The organism is Mesorhizobium sp. M7A.F.Ca.ET.027.03.2.1, assembly GCF_003999175.1.
Taxonomy (GTDB): Bacteria; Pseudomonadota; Alphaproteobacteria; order Rhizobiales; family Rhizobiaceae; genus Mesorhizobium.
The window spans coordinates 1-5,729 of record NZ_RZOM01000326.1 but is presented as its reverse complement, the minus strand read 5'-3'; the positions used below and the strand labels follow the sequence as shown (position 1 = coordinate 5,729).

Annotated in this window: 7 protein-coding genes; 6 read left to right on the top strand and 1 reads right to left on the bottom strand. The window is 64.9% G+C overall.

The features are described 5' to 3' along the window. Positions 1-210: LemA family protein (locus tag EN750_RS16000; protein WP_189526230.1), on the bottom strand; the 210-nt coding region annotated here is incomplete at its 3' end. 163 nt (positions 211-373) lie between these two features. On the opposite strand from EN750_RS16000, the gene EN750_RS15995 reads away from it, so the two are divergent. The 6 genes from EN750_RS15995 to EN750_RS15970 all read left to right on the top strand — a co-directional run bounded on the left by EN750_RS15995 (position 374) and on the right by EN750_RS15970 (position 5,664). After that, a complete protein-coding gene (locus EN750_RS15995; RefSeq protein WP_127396985.1) occupies positions 374-625 on the top strand; it encodes a hypothetical protein in 252 nt (83 codons plus the stop codon). A gap of 13 nt (positions 626-638) precedes the next feature. Continuing rightward, positions 639-1,523, top strand: a complete 885-nt coding sequence (gene pdxY, locus EN750_RS15990) for a pyridoxal kinase PdxY (protein ID WP_127396984.1) — start codon at positions 639-641, stop codon at positions 1,521-1,523. Continuing rightward, positions 1,520-2,290 (top strand): DUF429 domain-containing protein, encoded by a 771-nt coding sequence (locus EN750_RS15985; protein WP_127396983.1) that lies wholly within the window; start codon positions 1,520-1,522, stop codon positions 2,288-2,290. Before pdxY ends, EN750_RS15985 begins: the two co-directional genes overlap by 4 nt. A 148-nt stretch (positions 2,291-2,438) precedes the next feature. After that, positions 2,439-3,083 (top strand): carbonic anhydrase, encoded by a 645-nt coding sequence (locus tag EN750_RS15980; RefSeq protein WP_023811712.1) that lies wholly within the window; start codon positions 2,439-2,441, stop codon positions 3,081-3,083. Continuing rightward, the gene (locus tag EN750_RS15975; protein WP_127269640.1) at positions 3,080-3,514 is read left to right on the top strand and encodes a nuclear transport factor 2 family protein; all 435 of its coding nucleotides are present in this window, start codon (positions 3,080-3,082) and stop codon (positions 3,512-3,514) included. Before EN750_RS15980 ends, EN750_RS15975 begins: the two co-directional genes overlap by 4 nt. A 95-nt stretch (positions 3,515-3,609) precedes the next feature. After that, the gene (locus tag EN750_RS15970; protein ID WP_127396982.1) at positions 3,610-5,664 is read left to right on the top strand and encodes a M3 family metallopeptidase; all 2,055 of its coding nucleotides are present in this window, start codon (positions 3,610-3,612) and stop codon (positions 5,662-5,664) included. The last annotated feature ends 65 nt before the right edge of the window (positions 5,665-5,729 follow it).

Below are 5,729 nucleotides of genomic sequence, written 5' to 3'. Positions count from 1 at the left end.
ACCCTTCACCGTCTCGACCAGGTTGGGGATGAGGTCGGCGCGGCGCTGATACTGGTTCAGCACCTCGCTCCACGCCGCCCTGGCGTTTTCTTCCGCTGTGGGGATGGTGTTGTAGCCGCAGCCGGCAAGCAGCGGCAGCACGATCGCCATCATCAGGAAGGCGGGCAGCGTGCGGAAAATGGACGGCGAGGCAAGGCGCTGGGCAAACATGATGGGGGTCCCTCGGTAGAAGTTGCACGCGAAGCATTACCACAATCAGCGCGCAAGAAAACCGCCCGGGCCGGCAGCCCCTCGCCTGCCATGCCCAATGCCGCTGCAAGGGTCTGTGATTGGCCGTACGAACGCGATAAGGTCCGCAAAACGGGACATCATCATGGCGGAGCGCCAGGACAGCGAGAAGGAATCGCGCCGTATCCTCGAGCGCATCGCGCACGAGACGAATCCGGCGGGCGACTCGTTTGCGGGGCGGGCCGCGAAAGGCATGCGCGATCACGTCACCGCGGCCGATGCCGATCGCGCCGATCCGATCGAAGTCTGGGGCACCCGCTTTGGCCGCACGCTGGGCCTGCTGCTGGCGCTGGGCCTGATGGCCTGGCTCGTGCTTTACGTCATCCGGGGCAGTTAGGAATCAAACGACAATGAGCGCCGAACAAACCGACGCGCCGCGTGCGGTCATCGTCATTTCCAGCCATGTCGCGCGCGGCTCGGTCGGCAACCGTGCCGCCGTGTTTGCGCTGGAGACCCTGGGGTTCCCGGTCTGGGCGGTGCCGACCGTCATCCTGCCCTGGCATCCCGGGCATGGACGGGCAACGCGGATCGTACCGCCGCTCGACCAGTTCAAGGCGCTGATGGCCGATCTCGAGCGGGCGCCATGGCTGGGTGAAGTCGGCGCCGTGTTGTCCGGCTATCTCGGCGAGGCCGGCCAGGCCGAGGCCGTCGCCTCGCTGGTCGCCGCGGTAAAGGGAAGGACACCCGGCGCCGTCTATATCTGCGATCCGGTGATGGGTGATTCGGGCGGCCTCTACGTGCCCGAGCCGACAGCCATCGCCATGCGCGACCGGCTGATGCCGATCGCCGACATAGCCACCCCCAACCGCTACGAACTGGAATGGATGGCCGGCGCCGCGTTGCCCGACCTGAAATCGGCGATCGCGGCGGCGCTCCACGCCGGACCATCGACCATGCTGGTCACCTCTGCGCCGTCGATGATGACGGGCGGCACCGGCAATCTGCTGCTCGATAGCAGCCAGGCGCTGCTCGCCGAACATCGCCTGATCGACAAGCCGCCGAATGGCCTGGGCGATCTGACGGCGGCCGTCTATCTGGCACGTATCCTGTCCGGCCAGCCGCCGGTCAAGGCGCTGCAATCGACGACGGCGGCGGTCTACGAGATCCTGGCGCGCACCGCCAAGCGCGGCGGCGACGAACTGCAGCTCGAAACCGATTCGCAGAGCCTGTCGCATCCGATGGCGATGGTCCAGCTTCGCCACCTCACGCATCCGGGGCGGGGCCGCCGGGCGTGACGTCGACTGAGACCGTGCTTGTCGGCGTCGACGGCTGCAAGGCCGGCTGGATCGCCGTCCGGCGCGCTTTTGGCATGGCACCGTCGGTCGGTGTCTTTGCAACCTTCACCGCCCTGCTCGCATCGCTTCCCGAAGACGCTGTCATCGCTGTCGACATGCCGATCGGCCTGCCCGACTTGTCGGGCAAGGGCGGGCGCGGCCCCGAAGCGCTGGTGCGGCCGCTGCTCGGGGCACGCCAATCCAGCGTCTTCTCGATCCCCTCCCGCGCCGCGCTCTATGCGGAGACCAATGATTTCACCACCATCGAAGCCTGGTATGCCGCGCACATCAGGGCAAGCGAGGTGGCCCTGACCACATCCGACCCGCCGCGCGGCGTCTCGATCCAGGCCTTCGGCATTTTTGCCAAGATCCGCGAGATCGACGCCCTGCTGATCGCGCGACCCGATTTGCGCGGCCGCGTGTTCGAATCGCATCCGGAAGTCGCTTTCTGCCGCTTGAACGGCGATCAGGCCATGCAACTGCCGAAGAAGATAAAGGGCAGCATCAATCCGGCCGGCATGGCGGAACGCAAGGCTCTGCTTTGCCGGCATGGCTATGAGACGGGCTTTCTCGACCAGCCGCCGCCGCGCGGCGCAGCCGCCGATGACTTCCTCGACGCGGCCGCGATGACGCTGATCGCCGGTCGCATCGCCAGCGGTGAGGCACGGCCGCTGCCCGACCCGCCGGGCCGCGACAGCTTTGGCATTCCTGTCGCCATCTGGGCGTAACGCTGTTGGCCAAGGTTGCGCTCGATGCATGGCATTTCTAGCCAGCCCTCATAATTCTGCATTGCTCGCGACCGGCTTTTGCCGCTAGAGCCTCTCTAGACCGCAACGAGCTGCCGCATCCAACCCGGAAAGGCTCCAGACGCCGCCCATGTCCCATCTCCCTGAACATCTTCTCGCCGGCTACCGCAATTTCATGAATGGCCGCTATCTCACAGAGAGCGGGCGCTATCGCGATCTCGCTCGCGAAGGCCAGGCGCCGGAGACGATGATCGTCGCCTGCTGCGATTCGCGTTCGGCGCCCGAGGCGATCTTCGATGCCGGGCCCGGCGAACTCTTCGTGCTGCGCAATGTCGGCAATCTGGTGCCGCCCTATGCTCCCGACGGCGAGTTCCATTCGACCTCGGCGGCGCTTGAATTCGCCGTACAGAGCCTCAAGGTCAAGAACATCGTCGTCATGGGCCATGGCCGCTGTGGCGGCATCCGTGCAGCGCTCGACACCAATTCCGCGCCGCTTTCGCCGGGCGACTTCATCGGCAAGTGGATGAGCCTGATCGCGCCGGCGGCCGAAACCGTCTCCTCCAGCACCTTCATGACCGCGTCGGAGCGCCAGACCGCGCTGGAGCGCATCTCGATCCGCTATTCCATCGCCAACCTCAGAACCTTTCCCTGCGTCTCGATTCTCGAGGGCAAGGGGCGACTGTCGCTGCATGGGGCCTGGTTCGATATCTCGACCGGCGAACTCTGGACGATGAACAAGGAAACCGGCGATTTCGAACGGCCGGAGCTGGGATGAACACAGCGGCGCGCAAGGTGGTGAACATCAGGTCGGCCGCTTTGACGGCGGCCGCGCTGCTGATAGCGATTATTGCCGCCCGCGCCGATGATCGTGCCCTCATCAGCCGCTGGTATTCGGCGCTGCTGGTCGCCGACCGCACCGAACTGTCCGACCTGCTCGCCGATGATGTCCGCATCAAGCTGGACGACCTCGGCATCGTGCAAAGCAAGCAGGAATTCATCGCCTCGATGGACGAATGGAAAGGTGCGGTTGCGGGCGCAGCGATCCGGCATCGGATCGAAAAGAGCGAAGGCGGGGTCACCACCGTGGTCGCCTGCTACGACTTTCCCAACAATGACAAGCTCATGCATGAGACTTTCGCGGTGACCGACGACCGCATCACCGCCAGTTCGCAAGCGGCAATCGCCGAGACGTGCGACGGCTTCTGACGCCATCTTGAGGGCCGAGCCGTTGCGCCTTGCGAGGCCTCGCCCTACATCGGGGACGACCAAACCTCTCCCCGTCAACGATCGAAAGACTGTCCATGCCTTCCACGAAAGCCGTCGACCTCGCCGCCCATCCGCTGACCGCGTGGCAAGGGCCGCTCGGCCTGCCCGATTTCACGCGCATTGGCGATGGCGACTTTTCCCCGGTCTTCGACGCGGCGCTGAAGGCGCACGAGGCCGAGATCGAGGCGATCGCCGGCAACAAGGATGCGCCGACCATCGAGAACACGCTTGCCGCGCTGGAACTCGGCGGCGAAGCGCTCGATCGCGTCTCGTCGATCTTCTGGTGCCGCGCCGGCGCCTACACCAACGAGACGATCCAAGCGCTGGAGCGCGACATCTCGCCGAAAATGTCCAGGCATTTCTCGGCGATTTCGATGAATGAGCGGCTGTTTGCCCGCATCGACGATCTCTACCAGCGCCGCGAGAGCCTGAAGCTCGACGCAGAGACCCTGCGGGTCCTGGAAAAGACCTGGAAGGGTTTTGTCCGCTCCGGCGCCAAACTCGATGCCGACGGCAAGAAGCGGCTGGCCAAGATCAGCGAGGAATTGTCCTCGCTCGGTACCAGCTTCGGCCAGAATGTGCTGGCCGACGAGAGCGACTGGGCACTGTTCCTCGATGAGGCCGACCTTGCCGGCCTGCCGGACTTCGTGAAAAGCTCGATGGCCGAAGCCGCCGAGATACGCGGCCAGAAGGGCCGCTACGCCGTCACCCTGTCGCGCTCGATCTACGAGCCGTTCTCGACCTTCTCCGAGCGCCGCGATCTGCGCGAGATCGCCTTCCGCGCTTTCACCATGCGCGGCCAGAATGGCGGCGCCACCGACAACACGAACGTGGTGCGCGACATGCTGCGCCTGCGCGCCGAGAAGGCAAAGCTGCTCGGCTACGCCTCCTTCGCCGCGCTGAAGCTCGATGACACCATGGCCAAGACGCCGAAGGCCGTGCACGCGCTGCTCGATCCGGTGTGGGAAAAGGCGCTGGAGAAGGCAGCAAGCGACCAGATCGAATTGCAACGGCTGGCGACGGAGGCCGGCAGCAACGAAAAATTTGCTGCCTGGGACTGGCGTTTCTACCAGGAGAAACTGCGCGCGGAAAAATTCGCCTTCGACGAGGCGGAACTGAAGCCCTATTTGCAGCTCGACCGCATCATCGACGCTTGCTTCGATGTGGCGACACGGCTGTTCGGCATCACCTTCGAGGAGAAGAAGGGCATCGCTGCCTGGCACCCCGACGCCCGCGTCTTCGTGGTGAAAAATGCCGACGGCAGCGAGCGCGGCCTGTTCCTCGCCGATTATTTCGCCCGGCCCTCGAAGCGCTCCGGCGCCTGGATGAGCGCGCTGCAGTCCGGCTACAGGCTCGGCCACGGTGCGAGCCCGGTGATCTACAACATCATGAACTTCGCCAAGCCGCCGGCCGGCGAGCCCGCGCTGCTGTCGGTCGACGAGGCGAAGACGCTGTTCCACGAGTTCGGCCACGCGCTGCACGGCATGCTGACCGACGTCACCTGGCCGTCGGTAGCCGGCACCTCGGTCAGCCGCGATTTCGTCGAATTGCCCTCGCAGCTCTACGAGCACTGGCTGACCGTGCCGGCGGTGCTGGAAAGACACGCGCTGCACGTCAAGACCGGCAAGCCGATGCCCAAGGCGCTGCTCGACAAGATGCTGGCCGCGCGGACTTTTGGCGCTGGCTTTGCAACAGTAGAGTTCACCGCATCCGCGCTGATGGACATGGCTTATCACGCACGGCCGGATGCGCCTGAAGTACCACTTCGTTTCGAAACCGAAACGCTTGCAGAGCTGCACATGCCGGACACCATAGCCATGCGTCACCGCACCCCGCATTTCGGCCACGTCTTCTCCGGCGACGGCTATTCGGCCGGCTATTATTCCTACATGTGGTCGGAAGTGCTCGACGCCGATGCCTTCGCTGCCTTTGAGGAAACCGGAGACCCCTTCAACCCGTCGCTCGCCGAACGGCTGCGCAAGAACATCTACGCCGCCGGCGGTTCGAAGGATCCGGAAGAACTCTACACCGCCTTCCGCGGCAAGATGCCGTCGCCCGAAGCGATGATGGTGAAGCGGGGATTGGTGTAGCACCGGATAATCTCCCCCTCGAGGGGAAATGGCCGCGAAGCGGCCAGAGGGGGTCGGTTCGACCG

Excerpts from the sequence above, each read along its gene's own strand:
- EN750_RS15995 (WP_127396985.1), top strand. The coding sequence starts at position 374 with ATGGCGGAGCGCCAGGACAGCGAGAAGGAATCGCGCCGTATCCTCGAG.
- pdxY (WP_127396984.1), top strand. The coding sequence starts at position 639 with ATGAGCGCCGAACAAACCGACGCGCCGCGTGCGGTCATCGTCATTTCC.
- EN750_RS15980 (WP_023811712.1), top strand. The coding sequence starts at position 2,439 with ATGTCCCATCTCCCTGAACATCTTCTCGCCGGCTACCGCAATTTCATG.
- EN750_RS15975 (WP_127269640.1), top strand. The coding sequence starts at position 3,080 with ATGAACACAGCGGCGCGCAAGGTGGTGAACATCAGGTCGGCCGCTTTG.
- EN750_RS15970 (WP_127396982.1), top strand. The coding sequence starts at position 3,610 with ATGCCTTCCACGAAAGCCGTCGACCTCGCCGCCCATCCGCTGACCGCG.